The sequence below is a fragment of the Alphaproteobacteria bacterium LSUCC0396 genome (genome assembly GCA_041228345.1).
Lineage (GTDB): Bacteria > Pseudomonadota > Alphaproteobacteria > Puniceispirillales > Puniceispirillaceae > UBA3439.
Genome location: CP166131.1, coordinates 1,586,328 through 1,612,513 on the forward strand (window position 1 = coordinate 1,586,328; position 26,186 = coordinate 1,612,513).

General features: G+C 50.0%; 30 protein-coding genes, 1 tRNA gene and 1 pseudogene. 17 read left to right on the top strand and 15 right to left on the bottom strand.

Features of this window, described 5'->3' with window-relative positions; genetic code table 11:
• Window positions 1–74 precede the first annotated feature (74 nt).
• Window positions 75–695 (top strand): LysE family translocator, encoded by a 621-nt coding sequence (locus tag AB8881_07590; GenBank protein XDZ62417.1) that lies wholly within the window; start codon window positions 75–77, stop codon window positions 693–695.
• Window positions 696–707: 12 nt separating this feature from the next.
• Here AB8881_07590 and AB8881_07595 read toward each other — a convergent pair whose 3' ends face one another.
• The 4 genes from AB8881_07595 to AB8881_07610 all read right to left on the bottom strand — a co-directional run bounded on the left by AB8881_07595 (window position 708) and on the right by AB8881_07610 (window position 3,571).
• Entirely contained in the window at window positions 708–1,130 is a 423-nt protein-coding gene (locus AB8881_07595; protein XDZ62418.1) for a CBS domain-containing protein, read from the bottom strand.
• Window positions 1,131–1,896: 766 nt separating this feature from the next.
• Entirely contained in the window at window positions 1,897–2,190 is a 294-nt protein-coding gene (locus AB8881_07600) for a hypothetical protein (protein XDZ62419.1), read from the bottom strand.
• Between the two features lie 204 nt (window positions 2,191–2,394).
• Entirely contained in the window at window positions 2,395–3,024 is a 630-nt protein-coding gene (locus tag AB8881_07605) for a glutathione S-transferase family protein (protein XDZ62420.1), read from the bottom strand.
• 103 nt (window positions 3,025–3,127) lie between these two features.
• Window positions 3,128–3,571, bottom strand: a complete 444-nt coding sequence (locus AB8881_07610) for a YqaA family protein (GenBank protein ID XDZ62421.1) — start codon at window positions 3,569–3,571, stop codon at window positions 3,128–3,130.
• A 131-nt stretch (window positions 3,572–3,702) separates the two neighbouring features.
• Between AB8881_07610 and AB8881_07615 the strand changes: the two genes are divergently transcribed.
• Entirely contained in the window at window positions 3,703–4,035 is a 333-nt protein-coding gene (locus AB8881_07615) for a hypothetical protein (protein XDZ62422.1), read from the top strand.
• 16 nt (window positions 4,036–4,051) lie between these two features.
• On the opposite strand, the gene AB8881_07620 is transcribed toward AB8881_07615, so the two are convergent.
• From AB8881_07620 to AB8881_07630, 3 genes are all read right to left on the bottom strand, one after another.
• Window positions 4,052–4,573: a cytochrome c gene (locus tag AB8881_07620; GenBank protein XDZ62423.1), complete on the bottom strand. Its 522-nt coding sequence runs from the start codon at window positions 4,571–4,573 to the stop codon at window positions 4,052–4,054.
• Between the two features lie 4 nt (window positions 4,574–4,577).
• Window positions 4,578–5,024, bottom strand: a complete 447-nt coding sequence (locus tag AB8881_07625; GenBank protein XDZ62424.1) for a cytochrome c — start codon at window positions 5,022–5,024, stop codon at window positions 4,578–4,580.
• A 110-nt stretch (window positions 5,025–5,134) separates the two neighbouring features.
• Window positions 5,135–5,581 (bottom strand): DUF4396 domain-containing protein, encoded by a 447-nt coding sequence (locus AB8881_07630; GenBank protein ID XDZ62425.1) that lies wholly within the window; start codon window positions 5,579–5,581, stop codon window positions 5,135–5,137.
• 405 nt (window positions 5,582–5,986) lie between these two features.
• On the opposite strand from AB8881_07630, the pseudogene AB8881_07635 reads away from it, so the two are divergent.
• Window positions 5,987–6,367, top strand: a pseudogene (locus AB8881_07635) (DsrE family protein).
• Window positions 6,368–6,638: 271 nt separating this feature from the next.
• Here the strand turns inward: AB8881_07635 and AB8881_07640 are convergent.
• A complete protein-coding gene (locus AB8881_07640) occupies window positions 6,639–9,065 on the bottom strand; it encodes an FAD-dependent oxidoreductase (protein ID XDZ62426.1) in 2,427 nt (808 codons plus the stop codon).
• Between the two features lie 153 nt (window positions 9,066–9,218).
• Window positions 9,219–10,085: a phytanoyl-CoA dioxygenase family protein gene (locus AB8881_07645; GenBank protein XDZ62427.1), complete on the bottom strand. Its 867-nt coding sequence runs from the start codon at window positions 10,083–10,085 to the stop codon at window positions 9,219–9,221.
• 176 nt (window positions 10,086–10,261) lie between these two features.
• On the opposite strand from AB8881_07645, the gene AB8881_07650 reads away from it, so the two are divergent.
• The 3 genes from AB8881_07650 (at window position 10,262) to AB8881_07660 (ending at window position 12,788) form a co-directional block, all read left to right on the top strand.
• Window positions 10,262–11,644 (top strand): FAD-binding oxidoreductase, encoded by a 1,383-nt coding sequence (locus AB8881_07650; protein ID XDZ62428.1) that lies wholly within the window; start codon window positions 10,262–10,264, stop codon window positions 11,642–11,644.
• 259 nt (window positions 11,645–11,903) lie between these two features.
• Complete coding sequence (locus tag AB8881_07655; GenBank protein ID XDZ62429.1) at window positions 11,904–12,494, top strand: hypothetical protein; 591 nt, start codon at window positions 11,904–11,906, stop codon at window positions 12,492–12,494.
• Window positions 12,495–12,503: 9 nt separating this feature from the next.
• Window positions 12,504–12,788, top strand: a complete 285-nt coding sequence (locus tag AB8881_07660; protein ID XDZ62430.1) for a hypothetical protein — start codon at window positions 12,504–12,506, stop codon at window positions 12,786–12,788.
• A 4-nt stretch (window positions 12,789–12,792) separates the two neighbouring features.
• Here AB8881_07660 and AB8881_07665 read toward each other — a convergent pair whose 3' ends face one another.
• Both AB8881_07665 and AB8881_07670 read right to left on the bottom strand, forming a co-directional pair.
• Entirely contained in the window at window positions 12,793–13,944 is a 1,152-nt protein-coding gene (locus AB8881_07665) for a DUF6538 domain-containing protein (GenBank protein XDZ62431.1), read from the bottom strand.
• A gap of 75 nt (window positions 13,945–14,019) precedes the next feature.
• Window positions 14,020–14,096, bottom strand: a tRNA-Arg gene (locus AB8881_07670).
• Between the two features lie 282 nt (window positions 14,097–14,378).
• Here AB8881_07670 and gpt point away from each other — a divergent pair.
• Complete coding sequence (gpt, locus tag AB8881_07675) at window positions 14,379–14,858, top strand: xanthine phosphoribosyltransferase (GenBank protein ID XDZ62432.1); 480 nt, start codon at window positions 14,379–14,381, stop codon at window positions 14,856–14,858.
• A gap of 61 nt (window positions 14,859–14,919) precedes the next feature.
• Here the strand turns inward: gpt and AB8881_07680 are convergent, their stop codons facing one another.
• Both AB8881_07680 and AB8881_07685 read right to left on the bottom strand, forming a co-directional pair.
• The gene (locus tag AB8881_07680; GenBank protein XDZ62433.1) at window positions 14,920–15,993 is read right to left on the bottom strand and encodes a sensor histidine kinase; all 1,074 of its coding nucleotides are present in this window, start codon (window positions 15,991–15,993) and stop codon (window positions 14,920–14,922) included.
• A 48-nt stretch (window positions 15,994–16,041) separates the two neighbouring features.
• Window positions 16,042–16,338 carry a hypothetical protein gene (locus AB8881_07685; protein XDZ62434.1) on the bottom strand — a complete coding sequence of 99 codons (297 nt, stop codon included), beginning with the start codon at window positions 16,336–16,338 and terminating at the stop codon, window positions 16,042–16,044.
• Window positions 16,339–16,730: 392 nt separating this feature from the next.
• Between AB8881_07685 and rpmH the strand changes: the two genes are divergently transcribed.
• The 10 genes from rpmH (at window position 16,731) to AB8881_07735 (ending at window position 24,450) form a co-directional block, all read left to right on the top strand.
• The gene (rpmH, locus tag AB8881_07690) at window positions 16,731–16,865 is read left to right on the top strand and encodes a 50S ribosomal protein L34 (GenBank protein ID XDZ62435.1); all 135 of its coding nucleotides are present in this window, start codon (window positions 16,731–16,733) and stop codon (window positions 16,863–16,865) included.
• 36 nt (window positions 16,866–16,901) lie between these two features.
• Window positions 16,902–17,267, top strand: a complete 366-nt coding sequence (gene rnpA, locus AB8881_07695) for a ribonuclease P protein component (protein ID XDZ64532.1) — start codon at window positions 16,902–16,904, stop codon at window positions 17,265–17,267.
• Entirely contained in the window at window positions 17,264–17,554 is a 291-nt protein-coding gene (yidD, locus tag AB8881_07700) for a membrane protein insertion efficiency factor YidD (protein XDZ62436.1), read from the top strand. The genes rnpA and yidD overlap by 4 nt, the downstream gene beginning before the upstream one ends.
• A gap of 11 nt (window positions 17,555–17,565) precedes the next feature.
• Entirely contained in the window at window positions 17,566–19,332 is a 1,767-nt protein-coding gene (yidC, locus tag AB8881_07705; GenBank protein ID XDZ62437.1) for a membrane protein insertase YidC, read from the top strand.
• Complete coding sequence (gene yihA / locus AB8881_07710; protein ID XDZ62438.1) at window positions 19,296–19,973, top strand: ribosome biogenesis GTP-binding protein YihA/YsxC; 678 nt, start codon at window positions 19,296–19,298, stop codon at window positions 19,971–19,973. The genes yidC and yihA overlap by 37 nt, the downstream gene beginning before the upstream one ends.
• Before the next feature lie 152 nt (window positions 19,974–20,125).
• Window positions 20,126–21,034, top strand: a complete 909-nt coding sequence (gene argB, locus AB8881_07715; GenBank protein ID XDZ62439.1) for an acetylglutamate kinase — start codon at window positions 20,126–20,128, stop codon at window positions 21,032–21,034.
• Between the two features lie 33 nt (window positions 21,035–21,067).
• A complete protein-coding gene (locus AB8881_07720; GenBank protein XDZ62440.1) occupies window positions 21,068–21,742 on the top strand; it encodes a pyrimidine 5'-nucleotidase in 675 nt (224 codons plus the stop codon).
• 133 nt (window positions 21,743–21,875) lie between these two features.
• Window positions 21,876–22,736 (top strand): 2,3,4,5-tetrahydropyridine-2,6-dicarboxylate N-succinyltransferase, encoded by an 861-nt coding sequence (gene dapD / locus AB8881_07725; protein XDZ62441.1) that lies wholly within the window; start codon window positions 21,876–21,878, stop codon window positions 22,734–22,736.
• Window positions 22,737–22,740: 4 nt separating this feature from the next.
• Window positions 22,741–23,883: a succinyl-diaminopimelate desuccinylase gene (gene dapE / locus AB8881_07730; GenBank protein XDZ62442.1), complete on the top strand. Its 1,143-nt coding sequence runs from the start codon at window positions 22,741–22,743 to the stop codon at window positions 23,881–23,883.
• Window positions 23,884–24,450, top strand: coding sequence for a hypothetical protein (locus AB8881_07735; GenBank protein XDZ62443.1), 567 nt, complete (start codon window positions 23,884–23,886; stop codon window positions 24,448–24,450). It begins immediately after the preceding gene.
• On the opposite strand, the gene truA is transcribed toward AB8881_07735, so the two are convergent.
• Together truA and fmt are read right to left on the bottom strand one after the other, a co-directional pair.
• A complete protein-coding gene (gene truA, locus AB8881_07740) occupies window positions 24,420–25,184 on the bottom strand; it encodes a tRNA pseudouridine(38-40) synthase TruA (GenBank protein ID XDZ62444.1) in 765 nt (254 codons plus the stop codon). The genes AB8881_07735 and truA overlap by 31 nt on opposite strands.
• Window positions 25,181–26,185: a methionyl-tRNA formyltransferase gene (gene fmt / locus AB8881_07745; protein ID XDZ62445.1), complete on the bottom strand. Its 1,005-nt coding sequence runs from the start codon at window positions 26,183–26,185 to the stop codon at window positions 25,181–25,183. The genes truA and fmt overlap by 4 nt, the downstream gene beginning before the upstream one ends.
• Between the last annotated feature and the right edge of the window lies 1 nt (window position 26,186).

A 26,186-nucleotide genomic window follows, 5' to 3' on the forward strand; every position in this document is an offset into this window, starting at 1 on the left:
TATGATCCGAGGGTATGATCTTTCCTTCTTTTTTAATCTTTACATCAACCCATTATAACAAAACGGCTAATGTGATGACGATAACCGGTAGTGAAATTTGGCTTTATAGCGCCGCGCTTTTTTTGCTGTTTTTGACGCCCGGGCCGGTCTGGGTTGCGATGCTGGCGCGTGGTCTGAAAGGCGGTTTTGCCGGTGTCTGGCCGCTTGCGCTTGGGGTTGCGGTTGGTGATACGGCGTGGTCAGTTGCGGCGCTGCTTACGCTAAATCAGGTCGCTGGCATTCATGCTGATCTGATGATCTGGCTGAAATATGTTGCGGTTCTGGTGTTTTTTGCGATGGGGTTTAGCCTGCTACGGTCAGCAGGCGACGCGATTAGCGCACCAATTCAATTGACCCGCCCCGGCATCTTAGCCGGGTTTCTTGCTGGCTTTTTGGTTATCCTTGGCAACCCAAAGGCGATTTTGTTCTATATCGGTATTTTGCCCGGATTTTTTAACGTCGATAGATTACAGCCGATTGATATAGCAGTCATTGGCGGGCTATCGGCACTGGTGCCGTTTTTGGGGAATCTTGGCATGGGGGTGCTGGTTGATCATGTCTCAAAAACGCTGAATTCATCATCTTTGCGCCGCCGGATAAATCGAATAACGGGCGGCGTTCTGATCCTTGTTGGTGCGATTATACTCGTTAGCTAGGTTTTGGCATCACTAGGAATTGATGAATTGTCTGAGCTGTTCGGCCTCTTGCTCATATTTTTCCAAAAGCCGTTTGACCACATCGCCAATCGACACAATGCCAACAAGATGACCATCACGGGTGATGGGCACATGGCGAATGCGGTTTTCGGTCATAAGCTGCATAAGCTGAGATGAGGTGACGTTGGTTTCGACCGTGATAACCTTGCTTGTCATAATGTCTTTGGTCTTGGTGCCGGCGGTTTGGGCGCCGGTTGATAAATGCCGGATGATGTCACGTTCTGAAACGATTCCAATCACCTGATTATCGCCGTCAATCACCACAATCGTACCGATGCGCCGTTGTGCAAGCACCTGTATCAGATCATCAATTGGGCAGTCTCTATGCGTCGTAACGCAGCCCCGTTTGATTAATTTTGCAATAAATGGTGTCATGATTTGTCTCGGTATTTGTGTGATCATCTCCGTTTGTTCTGGCGGTGTTATGTTTTACCAAGCACCGCAATATCTACGCCAAGTTTGTGACGACTAACCTATTCTGTCAAATGCGGGCTTGGCAGGGGCGTTAAATTTGGGCTTTAACGCTGGTCTGGTGCCGGTTTGTCGCCAGTTTGACACCAGATCGTCACCATCATCGTGATTAATTCCTATCATGATCCCGTTTACGGCCAGTAAGCGCTTTGCCGATAAGCGCAAGACACAGAATAGCAATGCCGCCATAGAGCAGAAAGTCAGCTAGGTTATCCATTTTTGCCTCATATGAAATTTTGGTAAGCGGGTATTTCAAATATCAGGTTAGCTGGTTTTTGCAGATCTTGTCACGGGGGGGGGTGGATAATTGGAACGGGGCCTTTGGCTTGACCGATATCTTTGCAGCATCAAGCATAATAGGTCTGTCGATTTCTGATGATGATTATTGTGACTTTTCATTAAAGAAAAACCCCCACCAGTCGTTCAAACTGATGAGGGTTCTCATCGGAGGTCTAGTCCAAGGCTAATCAGGATCAAATGCTCGTTTACGTAAGCTTTGGACTGATTAGAGGGCTGACCTTGATGAGGCCCTTGCAATTGTCATGCCATGTAATGCTGTGTAATGCCGTTTTCGTGCCGACTTACTGCAGGCGAAAGTCGGTTATTTTGCCGCGTTTAACTCAACGCCAGCCGAAAAACGCCAGCCGAAACTTGATATGGCGGTGCTTTATTAGGCGTTTTCGTCAACCCATGCTTGAACCTGCTCGGGGAATTCAGGGAAATAGTGGGTGATGGTCTTGATGGTGAAGGATGATTGAATCTCCTCAACCGTCTCGCGTTCGAGCAGAAAATTAAAGGCAAATTCGATAAGATGTTCCTTATCAACTCGGCTCTCGGTCAGTTCATGAAGGTCGGCGTCTGATATATTTACCTTAAAAATTGATTGCTTGGTTTGGTGCATCTTCTCGCTATTGACGATCACACCAAAATCATCGCGGCTTCGCGCAATAATTGTAAGTTTCATCCCGTCCTCCCAACGCCGACCGGCTTTATTAAGGTTGCGATGGTAAAGGCTAGCATGACGTCGCGCAGAATTTCAACGAGCCAAACTATAGGTTGTCGTCAAAGGCTGGCAGCAGAGAGCTGGCCAGTGATGGCAGCAATTGGCACAATTATTGGATGCAGATCACCATTGCTGTTCCGCTGGAAATTTTGTCGGTAGAGCTGATTATCCGACTGGAATTTCGCCCATATGCTTTGGCACATGATAGCCTTTTTGCACGGCGTCACGCGAAAGCAGGCGTTGATACCATGCGCGGACATTCGGATAATCGGCCAGATTGACCTGCTGCCATTCATAGCGTGAAACCCACGGCCAGATCGCCATATCGGCAATCGAATAATCATCGCAAATATAGTCACGCCCCCCAAGCCGCCGGTCGAGAACGCCGTAAAGTCGTGCAACTTCATTACGGAACCGCTCTTCGGCATAGTCTGATTTGCCCGGATTGAAATGCAGGAAATGATGCGCCTGACCAAGGATTGGGCCAAACCCGCCCATTTGCCACATCAGCCATTCATTGACACGGGCACGCTCTGCCGGATCTGTTGGCAGAAACCGTCCATGCTTTTCCGCAAGATAGTGCATGATAGCACCCGACTCCATTAGGGTCAGGCCATTATCCCGATCAACAATTGCCGGGATTTTATTATTCGGACTGATTTTCAAAAATTCGGGACTGTTCTGATCGCCCCGAGTGATGTTGATCGAATGTGTTACATAATCAATGCCAAGCTCTTCGAGCAGGATCGAAACTTTACGCCCGTTCGGCGTCGTCCAAGTGTAAAAATCAATCATGCGGGCATTCCTTTTCTCATCATAGGGTTGTCCTGGGTTTTACCTTCGGGTGGTTTTCACTGTGGTAAGGGGCGACATGGGCAATCATACCTGCCGATAGCGGCTATCCGGAAGCAAATTTTTCAGCAAATAATGCAATCACGATGTAACGCGAGGTTTTTGCCAACGCAACAATCAAAATAAAACTTTTGAACGGTTCTCTTAACACGCCAGCAACAACCGTGATCGGATCACCAATGATCGGCACCCAGCTTAAAAGCAGCGTCCAGCGACCATATTTTTGATACCATCTGGTGATTGCTTGATATCGCGGTGATGCCTGAATTTTCTCCAGCCGCATAACCGATTTGCCAATACCGCGTCCAACGATCCAATTGACCATCGCGCCAAGCGTATTGCCAAGGCTGGCAATCAGGATGAGCACTGCCATTGAATAATTCGAACTCATCACCAAATAACCTAGGCCAAGTTCAGATTGCGCTGGCAAAATGGTGGCGGCCAGAAATGCCGATAGAAACAGGCCGAAAATAGCACCAGCTTCAGTCACCGGTTTTGACCTTTAGGTTTTGGGCTGTTAAGGCGCGGTTTCGCATTTGGCTTTGCTAGGTTTCGATCTGATAGGCTGGTTTCAAAAAAAGGCAGGTCGCAATATTTTACATGAATTGGAGCCATCAATCTATGACCGCGAATGATCATTCATTACTTACGACCATCGAGGCTGATTACCGGTCTAATCATATGTATTGGATCGAGCGTAAATTAAACAAGCGGTTTGAACGCTGGTTCCGCAACAGAACGAGTTACGAGATAAATGACTTGCTCGCAGAACGGCAAATTCATGATCTGCAAGTTGAGATCTTTGCCTATTACAATAAGCTCGATTACGAACCGGTGACACGATTGTCACCCGCGCTTTACGAAAAATGGATTACCACAATTATCATGGGGTGGCTGATGCGAAAATCGGTGTCCTGCTGGTCAAAAATCAAGATGGCTAGCGCCAGCGCTTAACACCTGTCCAATGGCATTATGATCCGGATTTGTGATTTTCCATTGCTTTATTGAGACGGTAATCAGCATTGATTCTATCGTGGATTTGTCTGACATCGGCCGGCCATGTCGATTTGATATAAGACAAGGCTGCAATAATTTCCTGATCGGTAATGATACCATCATAAACGGGCATACTGACCTTATAGTCACTGCCAATCATCGCCGCAAAACCATATTTGGTCAGCTGGTAAAGCAATTCGTCAGGGTGATGCCATGTGTGCCCTGATTTATCATGCGGCGGGGCAAGCCGCATCCCGTCGACCATCATATCGCGCCAGCCAGCCTGCCCTTCCAGATTGACACCATGACAGCTTGCGCACTGTTCAAGATATATCTTTTGACCTAGCTTTACGTGATCTGCATCATCCGGACGCAACTCGATAATTCCGGTTGCCATTGCCGCCTCGTTTGCCATTGCTGGCGCAGTGGCGACGCTTGACAACAATCCAGCAAGGCCAAGCATTAAACATAAACTAGCACCGGTAAAAATGCGCATGATCTTAATCCAATCGGTATGATTTATGACAAGTTTTGCAGGTGGCCGCAGTGGCTTTAAACGCGTTTCGCGTGGCGGCGGCATCACCAGACTGGGCGGCAAGAACCAGTTCATTTGCGGCTTGATAATGGGTCGCGGCGGCGCGCTCAAACCCGGAAAAATCTGCCCAGATTTCAGGAGATGCTTCAGATGGTTTGGCGTTGCTGCCAGCTGGAAAATAATCAGGCATTTGTTGTGCCCAATCGCTAATCTCTTTTGCTGGTGGAATGATAGCCGCCAGATCACCCGCGGCGAGATATGTTTTAATCGCTTTCAAATTATCCTTGCTCTGGCTAAAGCGATCCATGCGATCTTTGACAATGCCGGTTGCACCACTATGCGCAAAGGCCAGTGCACAAAGACCGAATGACAGGATAAGAGCTGTTGCAAAGCTAGTTTTTTTAAACGCCATGTTATGCGATGTCCCTTTTGTCATTTATTGGTCATCATATGCCGGTTGATCATATGCGTGCTAACGCTATTCGCCGTTGGCTGGCAGCGGCTGTCTTTGGCATTATGACTTTAATGGCAGGCTTTCCCCAATGCTTTCAGACGCCAGTAATTATAAGGCAGCGGCGTTACAAAACCGGCCACCAGCATTAACGGAACCGCCCACCATGTCAGCATTGCACCACCGGTTAGGAAAAAGTCGGTGAGGTTCATCGCGGCTTCCATTGATATCATCGAGATCAATGACATGCCCAAAGCCGTCTTCAATGCCAATTTAAAGGCCATTTGCCGCGATAGGATAATCGTCTCTAGGATGATGGAGGTCACAAGGCCGTTCATAATCGCCAATGACATAATCCATAATACCGGCCATTGAATACCGGTAATCTGGAAATATAATATTGTTCCCATATCGCCGATCGAACAACCAAGCAAACACCAGCTGGTGTTATAGCTGGCGGTTCGCCATGTATGTTTACATTTCCAATGGATATTCAGCGCTTGAATTGCAATTGCCATAGCGGCCTCCTGTGACGCGAAAATAGATATTCCCCTAAGGGGAAGGTCAATAGGAAAAGAGACAATGGCCTATTTCTGGAATGGAAATAAAGATCCTGTGCTGATGGCGCGCGTAATCCCCCTCACGACGCGCATCGGCGGCTTTTTTTAATCATTGGCATGACCAAGCTGGATGATGGCATCGGAACGCAATGCGTTATTTCGCGTAAAAAGATGAATAGATTGCCGTTTTGGACGCGTCTGTAATCTATTTTTTCCTAACGGGTTTTGGATATTGACCTATGCGCAAGAACGCGAAAAAATACTCATAATGGCGTTTATGATGCGCTAATTGGAAAAATAATCTACTGTGGGTCAATAATGTTTAGAAAAATTTTAACAATTATGGTCCCCTGTATTGGGCTTATGGCAAGTGGCCTGATGGCCGAAGCTGGTGAACGCTATAGCAAGTAGAAGGTTGCGTACCATATCAATTATCCGGGCGGCAAGGACGATAAAGCGTATCTTGGTGCGCTTCGGAACATCCAAAATCATATCAATGCTGTCGGCGCAGAAAATATGGAAATTAAGGTGGTAATCCATGGTAATGGCATCGGGTTGCTGCAAAGTGCAAAAGCAAATGACAAGCTGCAAAGCAACGTGGCCAATTTAAAGGCGCAGAATGTCTCGTTTAACGTATGCGCGAATACATTGAAGGGCAAAAAACTAAGCCCTGAAAAAGATCTCTATGATGTCTTTGAAGAGGATATTGTGCCAAGCGGCGTTGCCGAGTTAAGTCATCTGTAGATGCAGGGTTACACCTATATAAAGCCATAATGCTACAGCATCAAAATTGAGTGTAAGGCCATCATCAAACCGCCAAAGGACAAGTGTTAAGCTCTCATGCCTTTAGGTTGGTCTTGCCAGCTTTATGCAAAAAATAGCAGCGCCGCATTGGCGCTGTTATTTTTTGGCGCTACGGGCTTTTGTCGCTACGGGCTTTTTGTCTGGCGATAGCATTGATAGCCGTGAGATTGTTTCTCGATTTATCTAATTATTCTAATCTAGCTGACCTAATCTATCTTATGAGGGCTTTGCGCTGCAGGGTTGCCGGAATGGCACGCCCTTCAACGAGCACGGTATAATCGCCTTTTTCCAGCGCCTCATAGCCAGATGTTCCAGCCGGCGCCTCAATCAAACAAAGCCCTATCGCTGTCCCTAGCTTGGCCGAGAATGCGCCACTTGTAACAAAGCCAACAGCCTCACCATCACGCAACACCGGTTCATTATGATGCAGCATTGCATCGGGCTGATGCAATTTGACCGAACATAGGAAGGGACCCTTCCCCTCGGCCTTTCGGGCAAGATAGGCCTGCTTGCCGGTGAAAGGGATGTTTTTGCTAGGCCGACAAGCAAAATCTAACCCAATTTGATGGGGCGATTCAGTATAGGCCATGTCAGATCCCCAATGCACAAAGCCTTTTTCAATGCGCAAAGCGTTTAAAGCCTCACCGCCCGCAAGCCGCAAATCATAACCCTGTCCTGCCTGATAAAGCACTTCAAATACATATTCGGCAAAGTCAGGGGTGATAAAAATTTCCCAACCCATCTCGCCGGTAAAGGACAGGCGTTGGGCAAAGACAGGTGCGTGGCCAATGTAGAATTGCTGCAAGCTATATGGCGGGAAATCCTTATCTGATAGGGAAATATCAATAAGCGTCTCTAACACGGCGCGTGATAACGGCCCGCTTAGCGCAAGCACGGCATAGGCGCTGGTCACATCACGGATGACAACATCTTCATCGGCTAAGATCGCATTTTGCAGATGGTCTCGGTTGCGCCGGGTATGTGAGATTGCACTCATGACCATAAAGCGTGTTTTGTTATGTCGGGCAATCGTAACATCGCCCTCGATACCACCGCGTTCATTCAGCATGAGGCTGTATGTTACACGCCCATCGGGCAATGAGACATCATTGGTAAGAACGCGTTGAAGAAAATTTTCGGCATCGGGTCCTTCAACCATATGTTTGCCAAGCATCGAGTAATCAATCATCACAACGCCGTTACGCGCGAATGTCTGCTCGCTCTGCGCATGGTCAAACCAGTTTGGTTTGCCAAAGGCATAATCATGAACCGGTGCAACGCCTTTCGGGGCGAACCAGCTTGGCCGCTCCCATCCTTGCATTTCCGAATAAACCGCTCCCTTGGATTTTAAGGCTTGGTAAAATGGTGTTCGTCTTAGCCCGCGCGCGGTTTCGCGCTGGCGAGACGGCCAGTGCATTGCATAAGTCAGCACAAGGGTTTCTGGGCAGCGTTCCTGAAGATACTGATCCTGTGCCTGAAATTCTTCTATACGTGCAGGGTCCATTTCCGACAGATCCATCGTTGGATGGCCAGCCATTATCCAGTCGGCAACGGCCTTTCCAGCCCCAGATCCAGACTGGATACCAGTAGAGTTAACCCCTGCAAGAACAAAGTAATTTTTTACATCAGGAGCCTCACCCAAGGTAAACCGCCCGTCATGTGAATAGCTCTCAGGGCCATTGAAAAAGGTACGAATACCGACCTCGGTAAGGCATGGCACGCGCGCCATCGCCAATTCCAGAACTTCCATAACGTCATCCTCGACGAATGGCAGACTGTCAAATTCGAAATGGTCTGGGATGCCGTCTTTTGACCAGGCTTTTGCATGGAAATGGGCAAAGCCGAATAACAGTTTGCCAGCATCCTCTTTCCAATAGGTACCATCACAATATGACCGAAGAACAGGAAGATCAGATGGAAGGCCGGCAATCGGTTCGGTAACAAGATAATAATGCTCGCAAGCATGAAGCGGAACACCAACGCCATTTTTCCGGCCCAGATCGCGGGCCCACATTCCGGCGCAGTTAACCACAAACTCGGCCGTGATAAATCCAGCATCAGTATCAACACCAGTTACTTTCCCGTCTGACGTCAAGACTGTCTCAACCTTAATATTTTCAAAAATTCTGGCACCATTCATTCGCGCCCCACGGGCCAATGCCTGCGTCAGGTCGGTCGGATTTGCCGACCCGTCGCTGGGCATATAGATACCGCCAATTACACCGTCAGCGTTCATTAATGGCCATCGTTCCTTGATTGCATCTGTTTCAATAAATGATGCTTCGACACCGAATAGCTTGGCGAAATCGGCTTTGCGCTTTAGCTCGGCAAGGCGATCTGGGTTCAGGGCTATCGAGATTGAACCATTTTGCCGGAACCCCGGATTAAGGCCTGTTTCGGCTTCAATCTCTTGCAGTAGCTCGACCCCATAGCTGGCAAAGGCTGTGGTGGCATGGCTGCCTTGAAGCTGGCCAACTAAACCGGCAGCATGCCATGTGGTGCCGCTGGTAAGCTTCTTCCGCTCGACAAGAACCACATCCTTCCAGCCATTCTTGGCAAGGTGATAAGCAACCGAACAGCCATGGATGCCGCCGCCGATGACAACAACCTGTGCCTGTTTTGGAAAAGGTGCTGGCATCAGAAAAATCCTTCAAATATGCGCTACCCAGAAATTATGTGTTACCTTGAACCGTTACCAAACATACAGGTCTTTACCGCAAAGTAACAAGGGGGGTGTAGCCAGTGGGCTGTTTTGGTCTTGCGGCCGAATGAGACGCGCCCCTTTGCCGCCTTAAATATCGGTGCCTTCTTGCTGGGCAAAAAAGGATGTGCCTTTGGGAATAGCTGGCAATTGCATCGCATATTGAGAACAGCGGACACTGCCTGTTTCTGTGCCCCGCACCAGTTCATGCGTGAACCGGCTTGGTAAATGGTTTGGGCTTAATTCAATCGCATCTTCGGCATAATAGGTGGTGATATAAAGTGTCCGTGGTGTGGTAGATAAATTAGGCGCTGACCCGTGCAACAGATTGACGTGCATCAAACAGACCGTACCGGCTTTGCCAGTGCATTTAACAATCTTGTCATGCTGCGGTTCGATAATGCTGTCATCAATGGCACCGGTAAATACGCCATTATGCCAGTGCGGATAAAGCGGGCCTTTATGACTGCCCGGGATAATCTCAAGCGGCCCATTCTCAAATGTTACGTCATCAACAAACAGCAAGCAGGTGATCATGTCGTCATTGGTCATTGGCTGGAATAAAAAATCCTGATGCCATTTCACCGCAGTTGCCGAGCCGGGCAGTTTTGAATTTACCTTGCCGTGATGAAAGCGAATATTGGGGCCAAGCAATTCAGCGCAATAATCAACGGTGCGGGCGTTGCGCATTACATCTTCATAAAGGGGCGAGACCTCTTCGGGTGATTGGACGCGCCGAAGCGCTGGAGTTGTTGCGCTATGGCCGGGCTGTAGGTCGAATCTTGCTCGCCCATCCATTGTCTCACCATAGTCGCAATTATGATTTCGGCTTTCATCTACCCAGCTTTGAAATTCTGTGCGAAGGGCGGTCAGCTGGCGCGCCGAGACCGCATTATCGACGAGTAGAACGCCATCTTGCCAAAAACTGTCTTTTTGCGCTTGTGTAAGTAATCCCATCTTTTTCCCCTATTACTGCTTGGCATAAAAGCGGCATCCACGACACATTTTTCATCCAAAAACTTTTCAATCAAAAGACCACTGCGTCAAGCCTTATTGTTTGTTAGGAATTTGTACGTTAGGGCAATTCTATGCTAGATTTTTCGCGGTAGAAAGACTGTGTCAGGCGAGGGAAAATGACGTTTAATCAGGACTCGATAGATCAGGCAATTGCTGTATTAAAACAGCAGTTTGGCGACCGGTTAAGCGTTGCGCAAACGGTGCGTGAGCAGCATGGTCACACCACCACTAGAATGCCCAACCAGCCACCTGATGCAGTTATTTTTGCCAAGAGTGCCGAAGAAATTTCCAGCATCATGCAAACCTGTCACAAGCTTGGCTGTCCGGTGATTGCGTTTGGTGCTGGCTCGTCACTTGAGGGGCATGTCAACGCGCCATATGGCGGCATCTCGATTGATATGAACCAGCTTGATCAGGTGCTAGCGGTGAATAATGAAGATTTGGATGTGGTGGTACAGCCCGGCATTACCCGAGAGGCGCTGAATGATTATCTGCGTGATAGTGGGTTGTTTTTCCCGATTGACCCGGGCGCGAATGCCAGTATTGGCGGCATGGCGGCAACGGGTGCTTCGGGAACGAATGCGGTTCGTTATGGCACCATGCGCGACAATATCTTGGGGATGCAGGTGGTAATGGCCGATGGGCGCATCGTCCGGGTTGGCGGGCGTGCGCGTAAATCATCAGCCGGTTATGATTTAACGCGGCTATTCATCGGATCTGAGGGCACGCTTGGCATTATCACCGAGCTGACCTTGCGGCTGCATGGTATTCCTGAGGTCATCGCTGGTGGCATTTGTTCTTTTCCCACCATTCACGCGGCCTGTGATGCGGTGATTATGACAGTTCAGATGGGCATTCCAATGGCACGGATAGAGCTATTGGATCCGCTGCAAGTTCGCGCCTGTAATACCTATTCAAAGCTGGATCTGCCCGAAGAGCCGCTATTGCTGGTTGAGTTCCACGGCTCGGCAGTTTCTGTGGATGATGATGTAAAGAGGTTTGCCGCAATTTGTGCCGAACTTACAAGCTCAGATTTTCAATGGTCGAATGAGCCAGAACAACGCAGCAAATTATGGAAGGCAAGGCATGATGCCTATTGGGCGGCGCTGGCGCTTATCCCGGGGGCAAAGGCCTATGCAACTGATGTTTGTGTGCCGATTTCAAACCTTGCCTCATGTGTCGAGGAAACCATCAAAGACATCAAAGAAAATGGTCTGACCGCACCGATTGTGGGCCATGTTGGCGATGGTAATTTTCATGTCCTGCCGCTGGCGATGCCGGATGATGATGCGATGAATGACAAGGTGAGCGCCTTTGCCAAACGGCTGACGACGCGGGCGTTGGCTTTTGGTGGTACCTGCACGGGCGAGCATGGCATTGGCCAAGGCAAGCGCGACTCGTTGTTCGAGGAAATGGGGGATGCGGTTGATCTGATGGCCGGAATTAAGGCTAGGTTTGATCCGGCGGGCATTTTGAACCCGGGCAAGGTTTTTCACTAACACCCGCTCAACATGGCTTTAGGCCTTTATAAAGGCTGTGCGTACGGTCAAAAAGCAAATAGCGCGCAACAGTTTATACCATCTGCGCCTATTGACGGATGTCTAGGGTTCTTTAGCATACTGATATTACTTGAGGTCATTCAAAGATGACGCATAAGCAAGGCAATGATAGCATCCCGAGCGCGCCATTTCCTTACAAAGGTTAAGCCATCCTATTGATCTTCAAGGATTCTTTTGAATTGCCGTGAGGGGGGGCTGATTGAGTATACTACGTAAATTTACCCAACACTGGCTTGGCATAACCACGCTTGCCTATCTGCTCACATTCGTTATTTGGCGATATTTGATACTGCCTTTTGAAATCAGCCTCACCAACGAGAACGCTATATTTGCCAGCTTCCTGTTCTTGCCTCACGCAGTTCGTGTTTTGAGTGCATGGTTATTAGGCCCTAAATCACTCATCGCTATGATTCCAGTTGGCATTGCTGTATCCCTGATTGGCGGCGTATCGCCTCCGCAGGGCTATGAATTACTGTTGGAAGTAATTCTAGCAACCTTTGCTGCATCATCAGCAGTAATGGCTTTTGAGTTTATGCGGTTTTGTAAAATAGATGCCTACCCAAAGGATGCGGGTATAGTCAGCTGGCGCACTGTACTGTTCGGCGGTGTCTTGGCGTCAATCATTAACTCGCTAGGTTCAACATGGCTGAAATCTGGTTATTTTGATGCTGCCCTAATTCTTGAAGTCATAACTCGCTTTATTCTTGGGGATGTAATGGGCTTGATTGTAGGGATGTTAACTATCATGTTCGTAGCTAGATATATGCGTAAACAAGGGTTTTCGTCGTAAGAGAAGCAAATGGCAAACAGAAAGATTTATGCCGACCTATTGCGGGTCACCAAGTCAATGGAAGCAGATTTAGGACTGGATGGGTTGACCAATACAGACCAACAGGTTCTTGCGTCTATCGTTCTGCTATCCAATGACGGTCAAAGCGAAGCTTTGTTGCAAGACCTAAAAGTACACGAATTAACAAAGGATATACCAACGCCCTCACTTTATAGGTCACTTAAAAACCTTATTGAGTGCGGCATTGTTATAAAGGTTGGTAGTGAACGGTCAGGTATATATAAACTAGCTTAAGTGGCTATTTCGTTAGTTCATCCATCCAACTCTTTGTCAAATCCAACACATACCCCTCTCCATAACTCTGTCCTACACCAGCAGTAGACCACCCGCCTATCTGGTCAATCATGTCTGATGGACATTGAACAGCCCTCAGCCTGTCTCTGAGGCTATGCCTGAAGGAGTGAATTACACACCCATCTGATACTCTAGGCTTAAGCCACTTGTTAATTGCTGCTGATGCTGAGTTGGCATTAGTCCCTTTAGGTGATGTGTATCTTGGGAAGGCATAAGGACTAGTAGTACTAGTCTCCTTAACTCTCGTAGCAGCCCACAGGGAGGCTCCTACCAGTGGTATCTGTCTTTGACTGCCCCTTGTCTTTAGACCTCTCCATGAGTGAGGCTTCAGGTCTATGTGAGGTATCTCACAATCCAGCTTTATATCATCTACACTCAGACCAGCAGCTTCAGATAACCTCATGCCTGTGTCTGATATGAGTGCTACTAGCCACCTGGCTTCATCATCAATAGACATACATTCCTTCTGTATCTCTCTGATGTTCTCAATAGGTATAGGTTTTCTTTTCTTGGCATCATCAAGGTCAGGAAGATAAACACGCGAGAAAGCGTTCTTACACTCTAAGCCATGTTCTTGAATAGCTAGATTGATAACAGACCTGATGGTGGCAAAGTTCCTCTTAACTGAGTTAGTCGTAAGACCTCGTTTAAGAAGGTAATCCCTGTAAGCAGCAGCATCAGAGGATGAATATTCATCTAAGGGCCTATCACTCAGTACATCTACTACTGACTGGATGTTCCTCTCAGCACCTCTGTGGAAGGTCTTATCCTTATTGACACCCTTCAGCCTTAGATACAGGTCCAAAGCCTCTGTAAGAGTCATACAGGAGGATTGAGATAGCTTCTGAGGCTCACCTCTAAGCAAATGAAAGGCTGGTATATCTAGGTTAGCCAGCCTCAAAGACATCCAATAGTCTTCAAGCCTCTGTGCGATAGACCTAGCTGCACGAATAGCTTGGTCTTTTCTGCTTGTCTTTAAGCAAATAACGATTCTGGAAGCTTTGTAGTGTGCCTGAACATCCTTAGGCACACGCCTATTAAAGTAATAGGTTTGCCCCTTAACCCACAGGTAAGAGGCCATGTCATGGTATACCATCTGTACTACCCACCCTCACGGCAATTCAAAAGAATCTTTGAAGATCAATAGGATGGCTTAACCTTTGTAAGGAAATGGCGCGCTCGGGAAGATTCGAACTCCCGACCCCCAGATTCGTAGTCTGGTGCTCTATCCAGCTGAGCTACGAGCGCGTCTTTGGCGATTTGCAAAAAAGGCGGTGCTTTGCAGCAGCGCATTAATGCCGTCCAATCCGCCGCAACATAGGTCAAGCCTGACGTGCTTGCAAGTGAATATTCATCCCCTTGCATCCACTTTCTTTACAGACGAATTTTATGGATGATGCTGGCGGCCTCAATTTCTGATAGCAAAAATACAAGATCAGGCTTGCTTTGGCTTTACAGCATTTAACCGAAACCGATATGATGGCGCGGCAGGGGGCCAATCGCCTCTGTTTTTGGTCATGGATGGATAATATGACAGACCCGCGCATAAAATCATTCCCAGTTTCGTGGGAAGAGCTGCATCGCACCTCGAAAGCGTTGGCATGGCGCCTGCTTGAGCTGGGCCCGTTTGAGGGGTTGATCGCGGTTACACGCGGCGGGCTAGTGCCAGCTGCTATTGTTGCGCGTGAACTAGAAATTCGTCTTATAGATACGGCCTGCATCTCGTCTTATTCGGGTAACAAGCGTGGTGATCTTGATATTTTGAAACCGTCACCGATGGCGGGGGATGGCAGCGGATGGCTGATTGTTGACGATCTTGTCGATACTGGCGAGACGGCGAAAGCCTTAAAAGCCATGATGCCAAAAGCTCATCTGGCAACGGTTTATGCAAAACCGGCAGGCCGGCCACTTGTCGATACGTTTGTCACCGAGGTCTCTCAAGATACATGGATTTTCTTTCCGTGGGATCTTGAGCCGCAACCATCAACGCCGATCATCGGCCAGCGTTAGCCCGTATCCGCCATAAGATTTTTCTATCGGGTTTAAGCGGGCGCAATTTTATTCCCCAATCTTATGCCCCAAACTTGTGCCAAGACAGTACCGGTTTGGTGATCAGGGTCGGGAATGTCCGCATCGTAAATTGAAGCCTAAATTCAGAACCTTCGCTGCTTGACCGGCTCAGCCGAAGCATGCCGCCTTGGACAATCGTTAAATCGCGTGCGATCGCCAGCCCCAGCCCGCCACCGCTGCTTTGCCGGCTTTTGAAGGGTGAGAAAAGATCCGGCCAGGCGGGTCGTGGAATGCCACTGCCGTCATCGCCAATGTCGATAATAGCGAGATGGCCAACTTGCCAGACCTCAACAAACATAGATTTGGCACCAGCCGTCCCGGCATTACGGGCAAGATTTAGCAAAATGCGAAACATCATTTGGCGGTCGGCAAACATCAATTCTGGCCCCTGAAAATGTAATTCCAGCAACGATGCTGCCTTAATTTCGGCAAGCAGTTTTGGAAAATTAAAATTCTGCGGGCGTGGCTCAGGTGTTGGGGCAAGGTAATCAAGCATCGATTGGCATAGATCGACCGCCTGTTCGAGTGAGCGCAGAACTAGCGGTGCCGATTTGCGCACATTTTCATCATTGGCTGACAACAAAGCATCACTAACAAGCGTTGCCGACCTTAGAACATTTCGGATGTCGTGATTGATTTTGGCAACAGCCTCGCCAATATCGGCAAGCCGTTCACGCTGGGTGAGTTCACGTGCCATATTGCGCTGCAAATCCTCGATTGCTTGGGCAACAGTTTGCAGGTCGCCGAAAGATTGAAGGCTGTTTGGAATCGGTTGAATGATGGTTGGATCACCAGAAATCAGCCGCAGGATTTTCAATAGGTCGCGTAAAGGGTGGCGCTGAAACCGCAAATGTAGCCATAAAACAATCAGGCAGGTCGGAATACTGATCCCTAAAACGATGATGATAAGGAAAGATGCGTGCCCCAAAGTTTGATGATAAATCGTTTGCTGATCGATGGTGAAGCCGACGATTTGACTGTCAATTCTGCCAATTAGTTCGATTGGCTTGTCATGGCTTGTGACGATCATGGCCATTGTCGGGATGATTTGAGAAATACCCGTATTTTGACTCATGAATACATGGCGCTGCGGCGTGTTATTTGGGTTGAAATTATAGATAAGCTAACCAACGATGTTGAGGTCGTCTAGCGTTGCCGGCGCCAACATGCTGGGGCTGCGATCAATAATGCGAAGCGCAACTAAATCATAACTCCCAAGTCGCGAAAGCTGGCTAATCTTGGATGTATTATCGCCATTCTGGCGGGCCTTTCTGTAGTTTGCGGAGAGTTTTTTCCATTCATGCTGGATCACAAGACTGCGCTGGATGGATAGAAACAAAAGCGAGATCAGACCAATAAGCACCGATACGACAAGAATAAGAATCACACAATTCTGCGGTTTGAGACTAAATAATTTCAAGATGTCACGGCTCCTATTGCATTTTTTGATACGCGGTCATCCTTCTCAAAGGTGTGGCGGCCTTGTGCCGATCAGCCAAACACTGGACGTTTAGCGGGGCAAAGCCCCACGCTGGCAAAACCTTAAACCTGTTAGTAATTCTGCCAAAATTGTATGAGAGTTACGCGAGGTTTGCTCATGCAAATGGTTCCAAACTCATACAAAACACGCCAAATTTGTGGACAAATACGCAGCGCGTTGCGGCGCGGTTACCGATTTGGGCGTTCTAATGCTGCTGTTTGGTGCCAAAATCCTTGGTGTGCAGGTGCAAATATCATTGACAGACGTTGCCATGCCGCCTATACCCCGCACTCAGTAATTTTCTCGATTAACAGCCATAAAGGAGCGTTCAGATGAAACGCACCTATCAGCCAAGCGTATTGGTTCGCAAGCGCCGCCACGGTTTCCGTTCACGTATGGCCACCGTTGGTGGTCGCCGGGTTATCCAAGCTCGCCGTGCAAAAGGTCGTGCGCGCCTCTCAGCGTAACTGCGTTTTGAAGGATACCTATTTCTGGTGTCTGATATGAAAACCATACCGTCACGCGCCGGATTCCTTGCGGCGCGTTCCAAGGGTGAAAAAGCCCTTGCTCGAGGCCTCGTGATCCAAGCCGTTTTTCGCGAATCAGAAGAATGGCGGGTCGGGCTCACAGCTACCAAAAAAATTGGCAATGCCGTGACGCGTAATCGGGCGCGTCGTCGTATGCGCGCGCTGGCCCGTGAACGCTTATCAGGGCTTGCCAAGCCGGGTATGGATTATGTGCTGATTGCGCGCCATGACACGGCGACTGCGAACTGGCAAGAGATGGGACATGGGCTTGAAAAAGCGGTTCGCTATCTGAATCGCACCATTGCGGCCAAATCAGTACCATTTTCAAAGGCGCGATCATGAGTCGGGCTGGCGCGTTGCTGCAGAATGCGGCAGTAACGGCTTTGCTGGGGCTGATTGGTGCCTATCGCCTGCTGATTTCGCCGCTTTTGGGGGCAAACTGCCGGCATTTGCCAACCTGCTCGCAATATGCGAAAGATGCAGTAATCCTACATGGACCCTTGCATGGATCTTACTATGCGCTAAAACGTATCCTGCGCTGTCACCCTTGGGCTGAACCAAAGGTCGATCCAGTGCCTGAATTCTTGAACGGACAAAAGATTGTCAAAAATAGGAATGCCAAAAATTAAAGGTTAGGTGAATGACTCCCGAAAATCGTAATCTGATTCTGGCTGTTGCGTTGTCAATGGCTGTTTTGTTTGGCTGGCAGATATTGGTCATTCAACCTGAAATCGAAAAGGAACAGGCACAGCAAGCCCTGATCGCCGAACAGCAAGCCGCCAAACGCGAAGCCGATGCTGCTGCGGGTACGCCAACAATTGCCAGCAATGGCACCACGGCAAATCCAACGCCCGGTATGCCCGGTATGATAGTGCAGGAAATTGCTCCTGCTGATACTGCCAAGCGTGTCACCATTGATGCGCCGCTCGTTCAAGGATCATTTTCACTTCAGGGTGCGCGGATCGACGATATTATCCTGACAAGCTATCGTGAGACGCTGGATACCGAGTCTGATAATATTCACTTTTTGAAAAAAACCAGTTCCCAAGCGCCATTTTTTGCCGAATTTGGCTGGGCCAGCTCGGATGCTGATCAGCCGATGCCTTCGGCACAAACCTTGTGGAGTGCGGATCGTGACCTCCTGTCGCCATCAAGCCCGGTGACATTGCGTTGGGATAATGGCAAGGGACTAGTATTTACCCGGAAAATCTCGATCAATGATGATTATCTGATTACTTATGATGATGCGGTCGCCAGTACGCTTGGCAACGCCATCACGATGTATCCTTTTGGTCTGGTCCGTCGTCAGGGAACGCCGCCAACAAGCGGCATCTATATTTTGCATGAAGGCCCGCTTGGGGTGTTTGATGAAACCCTGAAAGAAGAAGATTATTCCGACCTGAAAGATGCGGCTGCTGGCGGTATCAAGATCACGCCTGAGGGCGCTGGTGGCTGGATTGGTATCACTGACAAATACTGGCTTGCGGCCCTGTTGCCATCGCAGCAGGAAAAATTCACCTACAGCTTTCAGTCCTTGCCAGGTACTGCCGACCGGTATCAAGTCGATTACATCGATAATAAGGGTCTGACACTTGCCGCAGGGTCTGCGGTCAGCACCCAAGGTCGGCTGTTCGCAGGCGCCAAGAAAGTGGCGCTGCTCGATTATTACAAGGAAGAGATGGGCATCCCAAATTTTGATCTGGCGATTGATTTTGGCTGGTTCTATTTCCTGACCAAGCCGTTCTTCTATGCGCTTGATTATCTGTTCCAGCTGTTTGGGAATTTTGGTGTTGCAACCCTTGCCTTTACCGTGGTGATCAAGCTGGCATTCTTCCCACTTGCCAATAAATCATACCGCTCAATGGCAAAAATGCGGATTTTAACGCCGAAGCTACAGTCGCTTCGTGAACGTTTTGGTGATGACCGGATGCGTTTAAATCAGGAAATGATGGCGCTCTATAAGGCAGAAAAAGTGAATCCGGCAGCCGGCTGTTTGCCTGTTCTGTTGCAGATTCCGGTGTTTTTTGCGCTTTATAAGGTGCTGTTTGTGACGATCGAAATGCGCCATGCGCCATTCTTTGGCTGGGTTGCAGATTTGTCGGCGCCTGACCCAACATCAATTTTCAATATTTTCGGATTGCTGCCTTATTCGGTCGATTTTCTGCCGCCATTCCTTCAGCTTGGTGCATGGCCGATTTTGATGGGCATCTCAATGTTTCTGCAAATGCGGCTGAATCCGGCGCCGCCTGACCCGGTTCAGGCCAAGATTTTCCAATTCATGCCATTCTTCTTTACCTTCCTGCTTGCCACATTCCCGGCCGGTTTGGTGATTTACTGGACATGGAACAACCTCCTTTCAATGGCGCAGCAATGGTACATCATGAAACAAGTGGCGAAGAGCAGCTAGCCAGTGTAATCGAGTCTGGTCGGCTGTTATTTGCCGGCCAGTGTGATTTCATTGCCGCCGCCAACAACATGAAGGCACTGCCGCCGGTAACCCTGCCGGAAATTTGCTTTGTGGGGCGTTCAAATGTTGGCAAATCGTCGCTGGTTAATGGACTGACCGGTCGGCGCATGCTGGCCCGCACATCACAAACCCCCGGCCGCACCCGGCAATTGATTTTTTTCAATCTGGCGGACCGGCTGCAATTGGTTGATTTGCCGGGCTATGGATATGCGTCAGCGCCAAAGGCCGACATTAAGGCATGGACGACCCTGACCCGCAAATATCTTGCTGGCCGGCCATCGCTCCAGCGGGTGTTTTTGCTGATTGATAGCCGCCGCGGCATTGGCCCGACGGATCACGAGATTATGGCCTTACTTGATGAAACGGCAGTGTCTTGGGCAGTGGTTATCACCAAGGCGGATAAACAGAAATCCGAAGCCTTGGCAAAGGTTTGCAAGGACACGCAAACCAAAATCAGCAAATATGTTGCGGCGTATCCGGAGTTGTTTGTCACCTCATCCGAGGACGGCACCGGCATCGAAGCCTTGCGGGCGCATCTGGCAGGCTTTGCCTTGCCGAAAACTGGTACCGGTCTAGCTTAGGGCTGGAAACCGAATTAAATTGCGTCAAGCTATTGCGCAATTGGCCGGATTGCCGATAATCAGCCCGGTATTTATGTGGTGTGCCTCTGGCAACTGCGTTCTTTTTCTATAAAACCCGGCCTCGGACAGGCCGTGCTTTAAAGGCTATTAAGATGGAAAATTCAGCTGACCAGGTGCAAATTGATCTGCTGGCAAAAACCGGAATGCTTGTCGAGGCGCTTCCCTATATGCGCCGCTATTCCGGCAAAACCATTCTGATTAAATTCGGTGGTCACGCAATGGGCAAGGCAGATTATGTGAACGCCTTTGCCGCTGATATCGCCCTGCTTGATCAGGTGGGCGCGCGGCCGGTCGTGGTGCATGGCGGCGGCCCGCAAATTGGTGATATGCTAAAAAAGCTGCAAATCGAGTCCAGCTTTGTCCATGGTCTGCGCGTAACTGATGAGGCGACGATTTCAGTTGTTGAAATGGTACTGGCTGGCGGCATCAATAAGGGGCTTGTTGCGGCGATTGCCGGTGCTGGTGGACGTGCGGTTGGGGTTTCGGGAAAAGACGGGGGCCTTATTACCGCCCGTAAATTAATGGCCGTTTCAAAAAATAATGATAGCGCTATCCAGCAGGCGGTTGATCTGGGATTTGTTGGCGAGCCGGCGCATGTTGATGTGACCGTTTTGAACGCGCTGATGGCGCATAATCTTATCCCGGTCGTCGCCCCAGTTGGCAATGGCGAGGATGGCAAGACCTATAACATCAATGCCGATACTGCCGCTGGGGCAATCGCTGCTGCGCTGAACGCTAAACGAATGCTGATGCTGACCGATGTTCAGGGCGTCTTGGATAAGAATGGTAAATTGATCAGCAGTCTCACCATTAGCGAGGCTGAAGCATTGATCCATGATGGCACGGTTTCCGGTGGGATGATCCCCAAGGTTGAGACCTGTATCGAGGCGGTGCAGGGTGGTGCTGAAGGCGCCGTTATTATGGATGGTCGCGCGCCGCACGCCTTGCTGGTCGAGCTGTTTACCGAACATGGTATGGGTACGATGATTACTGCCGATTAAATCTGATTTTTACAAGAAAGAACGATAACCGCTATGACCGCTGCTTTCCCAACCGATTCAATTGGCGATTGGATTTTTGATCTCGATAATACGATCTATCCAGCCAAGACGAATCTGTTTCGCCGGGTATCCGTGCGGATTACCGAATTCGTTGCGGCGCATTACAACGTTCCGGCTGATGATGCGCGGGTGATCCAAAAGGATTTGTTCCATCGCTATGGAACCACTATGCGCGGTATGATGAGCGAAGAAAATATTCAGCCGAAAGTTTATCTCGATTACGTCCATGATATTGATGTCAGTGATCTGGACCATGACCATGAATTGGATGCAATGCTGGCCGCCCTGCCCGGCCGGAAACATATCTTTACCAACGGCACCGTTCCCCACGCAGAAAATATTCTATCTGCCTATGGTGTACGTCATCATTTTGATCAGATTTTTGATATTGTCGCGGCAGATTATATCCCCAAGCCGGATCAATATGCGTTTGACTGTTTTTTGCAGCAAACCGGCATTGATCCGACTGGTGCGGTGATGATCGAAGATATGGCAGCCAACCTTCGGCCGGCAGCGGCACTGGGCATGCGCACAGTCTGGCTGGCAAGCGATATTGAATGGGCAAATCGCGGTTCTGATGAACCGTTTGTGCATTATAAAGCCGATGATCTAAAAGGGTTTTTGCGGTCGCTTGCGCTTGCCGGTTAAAAGATAAGCAATCATGCAAACCCCAACTGGCTTATCACTTCTGATAATTGATGCTGTCATGGACGCATAAGCCGGTAACAGCTATAAGGATGATGAAGGGCGGCTGGCCTTTCAAAAGCAAGGAGAGAAAAGAATGGACTTGGCGCAACTTGAAACCGAAATCAATGCTGCATGGGATAATCGTGACACCGTATCAGCGGCCACCAAAGGGGCGATTCGTGACGCTGTTGACACGGCGCTTGCGATGCTTGATTCCGGCGCGGCACGCGTTGCCGAGCCATTGGGCAACCACCAATGGCAGGTTAATCAATGGCTAAAGAAAGCGGTGCTTTTGTCATTTCGTCTCAATGACATGCAAACCATCCCGAGCGGCACTATCTATGAGGGTGCTGGCGAGTCTGTTTGGTGGGATAAGGTGCCGCCGAAATTTAGTGGCTGGGATGAAGCACGGTTCCGTGATGCCGGTTTTCGTGCGGTTCCCGGTTGTATTGTCCGCCATTCGGCGTTTATCGCGCCGAATGCCGTTTTGATGCCAAGCTTTGTTAACCTTGGCGCCTATGTTGGCAGCGGCACGATGGTCGATACATGGGCAACCGTCGGATCCTGTGCCCAGATCGGTAAGAATGTGCATCTTTCAGGTGGTGCGGGCATTGGCGGGGTTCTTGAGCCACTGCAGGCTGGCCCGGTCATTATTGAAGATGATTGCTTTATCGGCGCGCGTTCCGAAGTTGTTGAAGGTGTCGTGGTGGAAACTGGCGCGGTGCTGTCGATGGGTGTGTTTATCGGTGCGTCGACAAAAATTGTTGATCGGGTGACTGGCGAGGTTCATATTGGCCGCGTTCCGGCTTATTCGGTCGTTGTGCCGGGCAGCCTTCCGGGCAAGCCATTGGCCGATGGACCCGCTGGCCCGTCACTTTATTGTGCGGTTATCATCAAGAAGGTCGATGAAAAGACCCGCGCTAAAACATCTGTGAATGATCTTTTGAGAGATTAAGTCAATGTCTTCCTATGCCATCCAACTTGCGCAGAAACTGGTGCGCTGTCCGTCGGTTACGCCGGCCGAGGGCGGTGCGCTTGATTTGTTGCAGGATGAATTAGGCAAGCTGGGTTTTGACTGTAAGCGGCTGCCATTTGGCGACGGTGAAAAGCGGATTGATAATCTGTTTGCGCGCCGGGGCACTGATGGCCCGCATTTCGCCTTTGCCGGTCATACTGATGTTGTGCCGGTTGGTGATATCACCAAATGGCAGCACGACCCGTTTGGCGGTGCGCTTGTTGATGGCAAATTATATGGCCGTGGGGCGGCTGATATGAAAGGCGGGGTTGCTGCCTTTGTTGCTGCAGTGGCAATGTTTGATGCCACAGAACAAGCTGGATCAATCAGCCTGATCATTACCGGTGATGAAGAAGGTGACGCCGATTTTGGCACGGTCAAAATGGTTGAATGGCTAAAGACAAATGAGCAGGTGCCTGATGTGTGTGTTGTTGGCGAGCCAACCAATCCGGTATGTCTTGGTGAGGTAATTAAAAATGGTCGCCGCGGTAGCCTGTCGTGTCATTTGCGGGTTGATGGGGTGCAGGGTCATGTTGCCTATCCGCATCTGGCAGATAATCCGATTACCCGCCTATTGGCAATGTTGGCACCGGTGAACGGCACTGCGCTTGATGGCGGCAATGATTATTTTGACCCGTCAACGGCGAATGTGACCAGCATTGATACATCTAGTGATGCTGGCAATGTGATCCCGGCCACGGTTGAGGCGCGATTTAATATCCGGTTTAATACCGAGCATAAATCTGAAGATTTAATCGGCTGGCTGGAAGAACATTTTGATCGCATCGGCGGCCAGTGGACGGCAAATTGGCGTGTCTCGGCATTGCCGTTTGTAACCCCTGCCGGCAGGTTGACCGAATTGATGCAGGGCGCAATCCTATCAGTAACCGGCCAGACACCGGCACTGTCGACCAGTGGCGGCACCTCTGATGCCCGCTTTATTACCACAATCTGTCCGGTTGCAGAATTTGGCCTTGTTGGCCAGACCATGCATCAGGTTGACGAGCATGTCGATGCGGCTGACATTGACCAGCTTGCCAAAATCTATCATCAAATGTTGGTTCGTTTTTTTGAGGGTGAAGTTTAAATGGCATCATGGCCTGATCTATCACCATCTAGCCTGTTATCAATGGTGCGCACGACGCTGCTTGTTATGGTCGGCCGGCGGCCGACAATTGGCAGTTACAATGCGACGCCAGCCGGCCTGTGGCAAGCCATTGCCGCGTCAGTTGTCTTTACCGTTCTCGTTACCCTTTATCCGGGGCTTGATAGCACGCCTGGCCTGTTTTTTGCGGCGATACTGCTTCATGTGATCGGTATTGTTCTTCTGGTTCTGATGATAAATATTCTGTTGCGGGCGCTTGGCCGGCCAGCCAAGCTATTGCCCTTTGCCGTGCCGTTTCTGTGGATTGAAAATTTGCAACAGCTGCTTGGCGGCATCATCCAAAGCCTTGTCGTGATGACCGGCGATCAATCCTTACTCATCATGATATTGCCGGTGGCGGTTTGGACCTGTTATTGGCTATGGCGGGTTGGCCGCGATATCGTTGGCAAAGGTGGCTGCGTGGCGGCTGGTTTTATTGGCATCTCATTCATGATTGATGTCAGCCTGCTTTATATGCTTCAGTCACGACTGCCAGCAATTGGCGGGTAGTCAACGCCGACAAGGTAAAGGCCTTGTGGCGGAGCGGTTGGGCCAGCGGCACTGCGGTCGGCGGCGTCCAATGCGGCTTTGACATCATCGGGGTGCCATTTTCCGGTGCCGACCAGCGCCAAAGTACCGGTGATGTTGCGCACCTGATGATGCAGGAATGAGCGCGCCTCGACATGAAGATGAATTTCACCGCCTGCCATTTCAACATCGAGACGATCAAGCGTGCGAATCGGTGAGCGAGCCTGACATTGGCTGGCCCGAAAGCTGGAGAAATCATGCCGCCCGATAAAATGTTTGGCGGCGATTGCCATCTGCGCGGCATCAAGCGGGTGTTTGTGATGCCAGACCCGCCCTGCATCGAGTGCCGGTGGCTGGCGGCGGGGCAATATCCGGTATAGATAGCGCCGGCCAATGGCGCTGAAGCGGGCATGAAAATCAGCCGGAACCTCGATGGCGCTGCGAATGCTAATCGGCACATGGCTAAGATGCGCGTTCAGCGCCTCCATTACACGGTTCGCCGTGAATTTATCCGGAACATCAAGATGCGCTGCTTGCTGGGTTGCATGAACGCCGGAATCTGTTCGCCCGGCACCAGCAACCGCCACCGGTGCCAGCAAAAAGGCCGCCGCCGCATCTTCAATTCTAGCCTGAACCGTGTCGCCATTATCCTGACGCTGCCAACCGGCAAACGGGCCGCCATCATATTCAATGGTGATAAGAATGCGCCGCGTCATGAGTTTGATACGCCGATTTCCGGTTTTAGGTGATCACCAATCTTCAGCCCTGCGCCATTTAAAAAGTCAGTGGCCGACATGGCATTTTTCCCAGCAGGCTGAAGGCGCGTGATCGCCAATGCATCGTTACCGCACGAAATCAACATACTGTTTTTATTGTATTTACCAAGAAACTGGCCTGCATCTGCGGCCAAATGTTCGGCGGGGCGAGGCACCGGATGTGCGTCTAGAATCCGCAGCCGCCCCTTTGGCCCACCACACCAAGCCCCCGGATAGGGTGCAAAGGCGCGGATATGATAATCAAGCGCGCTGGCAGGTTTTTGCCAGTCGATCATCGCGTCATCAGAGGTGATTTTGGCAGCATAGATCACCCCGTCTTCGGGCTGGGGGGTCGGGGCTGCGAGGCTGGTGGGGGCGCTGTCAATGACCTCGCCAAGACAGGCCGCCGTCAGCGCGGCCAACCGGTCATGCAGGCTTCCGGCGGTGTCGCTTTTTTTTATCGGAATGCGGTGACTGCCAACAACCGGGCCAGTATCAAGACCGGCTTCCATGATCATTGCGGAAATGCCGGTTTCACTGTCACCGGCTTCGATGGCACGCTGGATTGGCGCTGCCCCACGCCAACGCGGCAATAGCGAGGCATGGCCGTTCAAACAGCCAAGCCGCGGTATCGCCAAAATTGACGGCGGCAGTAATAACCCATAGGCGACAACGACAAACAAATCAGCCTCATGCGCGGCAAGCTGTGCCTCAATATCGGCGGATTTCAGATGTTCCGGGGTAAATAGGGGCATGTTAGCAGCGTTTGCATAGGCGGCAATTGGAACTTGTGTTGGTTTCATACCGCGGCCCGACTTTTTTGCAGGCTGGCTATAGACCGCACATACATCATGCGTTTTGACAAGTCGATCAAGCGTGGGAATGGCAAATGCCGGACTGCCCATAAAGACAATGCGTTGTTTGGCGCCCGAATGCGAGGCGCCCGAATGCGAGGCGGTCATA

Coding starts and splice junctions, on each gene's coding strand:
- AB8881_07615 (XDZ62422.1), top strand. CDS start 3,703: ATGACCGCGAATGATCATTCATTACTTACGACCATCGAGGCTGATTAC.
- AB8881_07735 (XDZ62443.1), top strand. CDS start 23,884: ATGGCATCATGGCCTGATCTATCACCATCTAGCCTGTTATCAATGGTG.
- gpt (XDZ62432.1), top strand. CDS start 14,379: ATGACAGACCCGCGCATAAAATCATTCCCAGTTTCGTGGGAAGAGCTG.
- yihA (XDZ62438.1), top strand. CDS start 19,296: ATGGTACATCATGAAACAAGTGGCGAAGAGCAGCTAGCCAGTGTAATC.
- AB8881_07720 (XDZ62440.1), top strand. CDS start 21,068: ATGACCGCTGCTTTCCCAACCGATTCAATTGGCGATTGGATTTTTGAT.
- AB8881_07630 (XDZ62425.1), bottom strand. CDS start 5,581: ATGGCAATTGCAATTCAAGCGCTGAATATCCATTGGAAATGTAAACAT.
- AB8881_07620 (XDZ62423.1), bottom strand. CDS start 4,573: ATGCGCATTTTTACCGGTGCTAGTTTATGTTTAATGCTTGGCCTTGCT.
- rpmH (XDZ62435.1), top strand. CDS start 16,731: ATGAAACGCACCTATCAGCCAAGCGTATTGGTTCGCAAGCGCCGCCAC.
- AB8881_07600 (XDZ62419.1), bottom strand. CDS start 2,190: ATGAAACTTACAATTATTGCGCGAAGCCGCGATGATTTTGGTGTGATC.
- rnpA (XDZ64532.1), top strand. CDS start 16,902: ATGAAAACCATACCGTCACGCGCCGGATTCCTTGCGGCGCGTTCCAAG.
- yidC (XDZ62437.1), top strand. CDS start 17,566: ATGACTCCCGAAAATCGTAATCTGATTCTGGCTGTTGCGTTGTCAATG.
- AB8881_07645 (XDZ62427.1), bottom strand. CDS start 10,085: ATGGGATTACTTACACAAGCGCAAAAAGACAGTTTTTGGCAAGATGGC.
- AB8881_07595 (XDZ62418.1), bottom strand. CDS start 1,130: ATGACACCATTTATTGCAAAATTAATCAAACGGGGCTGCGTTACGACG.
- AB8881_07650 (XDZ62428.1), top strand. CDS start 10,262: ATGACGTTTAATCAGGACTCGATAGATCAGGCAATTGCTGTATTAAAA.
- fmt (XDZ62445.1), bottom strand. CDS start 26,185: ATGACCGCCTCGCATTCGGGCGCCTCGCATTCGGGCGCCAAACAACGC.
- AB8881_07605 (XDZ62420.1), bottom strand. CDS start 3,024: ATGATTGATTTTTACACTTGGACGACGCCGAACGGGCGTAAAGTTTCG.
- AB8881_07660 (XDZ62430.1), top strand. CDS start 12,504: ATGGCAAACAGAAAGATTTATGCCGACCTATTGCGGGTCACCAAGTCA.
- AB8881_07640 (XDZ62426.1), bottom strand. CDS start 9,065: ATGCCAGCACCTTTTCCAAAACAGGCACAGGTTGTTGTCATCGGCGGC.
- AB8881_07680 (XDZ62433.1), bottom strand. CDS start 15,993: ATGAGTCAAAATACGGGTATTTCTCAAATCATCCCGACAATGGCCATG.
- AB8881_07625 (XDZ62424.1), bottom strand. CDS start 5,024: ATGGCGTTTAAAAAAACTAGCTTTGCAACAGCTCTTATCCTGTCATTC.
- AB8881_07665 (XDZ62431.1), bottom strand. CDS start 13,944: ATGGTATACCATGACATGGCCTCTTACCTGTGGGTTAAGGGGCAAACC.
- yidD (XDZ62436.1), top strand. CDS start 17,264: ATGAGTCGGGCTGGCGCGTTGCTGCAGAATGCGGCAGTAACGGCTTTG.
- dapD (XDZ62441.1), top strand. CDS start 21,876: ATGGACTTGGCGCAACTTGAAACCGAAATCAATGCTGCATGGGATAAT.
- AB8881_07590 (XDZ62417.1), top strand. CDS start 75: ATGACGATAACCGGTAGTGAAATTTGGCTTTATAGCGCCGCGCTTTTT.
- argB (XDZ62439.1), top strand. CDS start 20,126: ATGGAAAATTCAGCTGACCAGGTGCAAATTGATCTGCTGGCAAAAACC.
- dapE (XDZ62442.1), top strand. CDS start 22,741: ATGTCTTCCTATGCCATCCAACTTGCGCAGAAACTGGTGCGCTGTCCG.
- truA (XDZ62444.1), bottom strand. CDS start 25,184: ATGACGCGGCGCATTCTTATCACCATTGAATATGATGGCGGCCCGTTT.